The following is a 4,480-nucleotide window of genomic DNA, read 5'->3' as shown; positions in this document are numbered from 1 at the left end:
GTAATTTTATTCGCATAAAAAATCACTTTGCCGTTTAAGTTTCGCGCGGCACGTCCTGCCGTTTGTATCAAGCTACGCTCTGAACGTAAAAATCCTTCTTTATCTGCATCGAGCACGGCAACCAATGAAACTTCAGGAATATCCAACCCCTCGCGCAATAAGTTAATGCCAACCAACACATCAAACTCACCCAAACGTAAATCGCGAATGATTTCTACGCGCTCTACCGTATCAATATCGCTGTGCAAATAACGTACTTTTACACCATGTTCATTTAGGTAATCGGTCAGATCTTCCGACATGCGTTTGGTCAGAGTGGTAACCAACACTCTTTCGCCCACAGCAACGCGTAGTTTAATTTCACCAAGCAAATCGTCCACCTGTGTATCTGCTGGTTTCACGATAATTTCCGGGTCAACCAGGCCCGTTGGTCGCGCAATCATTTCGACGATTTGCTGCTGGTGATTCGCTTCGTATTCAGAGGGTGTAGCAGAAACAAATACGCATTGGCGCATAATGCGCTCGAACTCATCAAACTTAAGCGGGCGATTATCTAAGGCCGATGGCAAACGCCAGCCGTAATCCACTAAATTTTCTTTACGTGAACGGTCACCTTTATACATGGCGCCCACTTGCGGCACGGTGACGTGGCTTTCATCAATAATCATCAATGCATTATTAGGCAAATAATCAATCAACGTTGGTGGTGGATCGCCAGGATTACGCCCAGACAAATGTCGTGAATAGTTTTCAATGCCTTTGCAAAAGCCAATCTCATTGAGCATTTCTAGGTCAAACCGTGTGCGCTGCTCGATGCGCGCGGCTTCTACCAACTTACCAGTTTTAATGTAAAAATCCACGCGGTCTTTAAGTTCGTGTTTAATCTTCTCCATGGCGCGAATAGTAGTTTCTCGTGGCGTAACATAGTGGCTTGACGGATACACGGTATAGCGCGGAATTTTGTTGAAAATCTGCCCTGTGAGCGGGTCAAACAAGGTGATGCTCTCAATTTCATCGTCAAACATCGAGATGCGCACGGCGGTTTCGTTATTTTCCGCGGGGAACACATCAATCACATCTCCGCGCACTCTAAACGTACCACGCGCAAAATCAAATTCGTTCCGGTCATACTGCATACCCACCAAACGAGAAATCATGTCGCGCTGTGCGATTTTTTCGCCTGTCTGCACATGCAAAACCATGCCGTGATAATCCACTGGGTCGCCAATACCGTATATCGCCGAAACAGTTGCCACGATAATACTGTCTTCACGCTCTAATAAAGCCTTTGTCGCTGAAAGCCGCATCTGCTCAATGTGTTCGTTGATGCTAGAGTCTTTTTCAATAAATAAATCACGCGAGGGAACATAGGCCTCTGGTTGATAATAATCGTAATAACTGACGAAATATTCAACAGAATTATTTGGGAAAAACTCTCTGAACTCACTATACAACTGAGCTGCCAGTGTTTTATTTGGCGCCATGACGATTGCCGGGCGACCTGTTCTTGCAATCACATTGGCCATTGTGTAAGTTTTGCCAGAACCCGTGACGCCTAGCAAGGTTTGAAACTTCAGGCCATCGTCAATGCCCTGCGTTAATTTCTTAATTGCTTGTGGCTGGTCGCCAGCAGGCGGAAATGGCTGATACAACTGATATTTACTATTGGGAAATGTAACAAACACGTTAAATCTTTATTAAATTCAATTTTTTATTTTAACAGTAAATAGCTCTAAAGCTACCAACTGAGAAATGATAGGTATTTTTGATAAGAACTTTTAGCTAAACAGTCGAGTCATTAGACTAACGTGGTTTTTAAAAATTATCACGCAGCATGCTAGCGCACGACTTTTTTCAACTTTATTTTACTTAAATTACCTTCATCAATCCTATTTATCGGGGAATAATATGCCTAGATTTATTCTGCTTGCCGTCTTACTTAGCATGAGCCAAAGCGCTTTTGCACTTGACCAACAAAAGATATTAAGCGCATTACAAACAGTTGTCATGGTGCGTGGATATAACGATACAGGTGGCTTGTCTTATGGTTCTGGCGTTGTGGTAGGTGAAAATAAAGTGATTACCAATTGCCATATATTTCGTAGTACCAAGCAGCCTTGGGTCGCGCGAGGCGAAGACACTTACAATATTGCTTCCGTGCAGGCCGATAGATGGCATGACTTATGTCTATTAACTACGATTGCCCTGCCCTTTAAAGCCGCAACCTTAGGCAAAGGCAATCTACTCAAACGCGGGCAAGAAGTTTTGTCGATTGGTCACTCCAATGGTGTTCCCGCACCATTAACATCCGCAGGTATCATTAAATCAACCTACCCATTTGAAGGTGAAAATGTCATTCGCAGTAGCGCGCAGTTTCGAATGGGTGCGAGCGGCAGTGGCATATTTGATACAGATGGTAATTTACTCGGCATCAATACCTTTAAAACTCCTGGCAAACGTGCCTATTTCTATTCACTTCCCATTGAATGGCTGTCCAATCTAGAAAAACTGCCTGTCGAGACAGTATTCCCTATCGTAGGAAAAGCCTTTTGGGAAGAAGATGACGAAAACAAACCTTTTTTCATGCAAGTTGCCCTACCGGAGATTAATCAGGACTGGCCTAAACTTTTACTGGTAGCGCAAAAATGGATTGATAAAGATCCCAAAAATTCTGATGCATGGTATGAATTAGGGTCAGCTCATGAATATCAAAAAAACTTTATAGAAGCCAAGCGCGCTTATCAACAATCAGTGGCCTTAGATGCAACAAATACTGATGCGCTCTTCAGGCTAGGCGTTATTGCACAGGCCGCTGGCGACTTATCGAGTATGCATGAAATTAATGTAGCCATAGCCAATATCAATAAGGACTTGGCGCTAGAATATAGCAAACAATTAGGTTGCAACTTGCAATGCTAAATTGAATTTAGTTCAGGTATTTTTGTAGCCGCTTTACAAAATACCTTTGCTATAATTAGGTGTAGCAAAGGCAAATAATCTGAGTAATTGCAATACACAAATCATTCCTAAACAACATTTTTATGCGTAAAATAGCGGCTACTCAATTATTCGCCAAATGTTGTTCTAAGGAAGCATATTTTGTCACAATCAGCAGCTTACCAAGCATCCGTTTTATCTCTACGCGTTCAATCAATTAAAGAATCCCCTACGCTTGCCATTACTGCAAAAGCAGGCAAATACAAAACCGAAGGCCGCGATATTATTGGCTTAGCAGCCGGCGAACCTGATTTTGATACGCCGCTACACATTAAAGAGGCTGCAAAAACTGCAATCGATAATGGTTTTACCAAATACACGCCAGTTGCCGGCATTCCAGGACTAAAAAAAGCCATTGTTAATAAATTCAAAAATGAAAACGGTTTTGATTACGCTTTAAATGAAGTCATTGTTGGCGTTGGTGGCAAGCAAACGATTTTTAATTTGTGCTTAGCGATATTGAATAAAGGTGATGAAGTCATTATTCCCGCGCCTTATTGGGTGTCCTACGCTGATATTGCCTTGGTGGCTGAAGCAAAACCTGTCATTATCGAATGCGGTATCGAACAAGGTTTTAAATTGTTGCCTGCGCAATTAGAAGCCGCCATCACACCAAAAACCAAGCTTTTCATGATTAATTCACCTTCCAACCCAACAGGCACGGTGTATAGCCTAGATGAACTTAAAGCCTTGGGCGATGTACTACTTAAATATCCGCATGTATTCGTTGCCACCGATGACATGTACGAACATGTGAATTTAACTGGCAATAAATTCTACAATATTCTAAATGCGACCCCCGCACTAAAAGACCGTTGTATTGTGTTGAATGGCGTATCCAAAGCTTATTCCATGACAGGCTGGCGCATAGGCTATGCCGCAGGTCCCGCATACATCATCAAAGCAATGGAGATATTGCAATCGCAATCCACCAGCAATGCAACGTCTATCTCGCAAGTGGCTGCGCAAGCCGCGCTAGAAGGCTCGCAAGACTGCATTAAGCCCATGGTAAGTGCATTTAAAGAGCGCCACACATATGTAGTTAATCGCTTCAACACCATGCCAGGTCTAAGCTGTTTAATGGCAGGTGGCGCTTTCTATGCTTTTCCTGATGCACGCGGCGCGATTGCCAACTTACGTAAAGCTGGCAAAATTAAAGCCGCCACCGACATGGCCTTAGCCGAATACCTGCTCGAAGAATTTAATGTAGCGGTTGTTCCAGGTTCTGCTTTCGGTGCGGATGGCTATTTTAGAATCTCGTTCGCCACCTCAATGGCTAATCTGCAAAATGCCTTAGATCGCATCGAAAAAGCTTTAAGTTGAAAAATATTTAAAAAAATATTCACTTTAAGCACATTAGTTATTGACCAAAAGTCGCTTAGTCATTAATATCACGCCTTCACCGATTCCTCGATAGCTCAGTCGGTAGAGCAACGGACTGTTAATCCGTGTGTCCCTGGTTCGAGCCCAGGTCGAGGAGCCA

General features: G+C 43.1%; 3 protein-coding genes and 1 tRNA gene. 3 read left to right on the top strand and 1 reads right to left on the bottom strand.

The genetic code is table 11. The features are described 5' to 3' along the window. Positions 1 to 1,685 (bottom strand): excinuclease ABC subunit UvrB (gene uvrB / locus HOO90_RS10230; protein ID WP_292842687.1); only part of this gene is annotated, 1,685 nt, incomplete at its 3' end. A 259-nt stretch (positions 1,686 to 1,944) separates the two neighbouring features. Between uvrB and HOO90_RS10225 the strand changes: the two genes are divergently transcribed. The 3 genes from HOO90_RS10225 to HOO90_RS10215 all read left to right on the top strand — a co-directional run bounded on the left by HOO90_RS10225 (position 1,945) and on the right by HOO90_RS10215 (position 4,480). Further along, positions 1,945 to 2,919, top strand: coding sequence for a serine protease (locus HOO90_RS10225; RefSeq protein ID WP_292842685.1), 975 nt, complete (start codon positions 1,945 to 1,947; stop codon positions 2,917 to 2,919). Positions 2,920 to 3,099: 180 nt separating this feature from the next. Beyond that, entirely contained in the window at positions 3,100 to 4,320 is a 1,221-nt protein-coding gene (locus tag HOO90_RS10220; protein ID WP_292842683.1) for a pyridoxal phosphate-dependent aminotransferase, read from the top strand. An 84-nt stretch (positions 4,321 to 4,404) separates the two neighbouring features. Then, a tRNA-Asn gene (locus HOO90_RS10215) sits at positions 4,405 to 4,480 on the top strand.

This window comes from Methylotenera sp. (assembly GCF_013141425.1).
GTDB lineage: Bacteria > Pseudomonadota > Gammaproteobacteria > Burkholderiales > Methylophilaceae > Methylotenera.
Note: the sequence above shows the minus strand (reverse complement) of the source record. Positions and strands in the feature narration are given on the sequence as shown.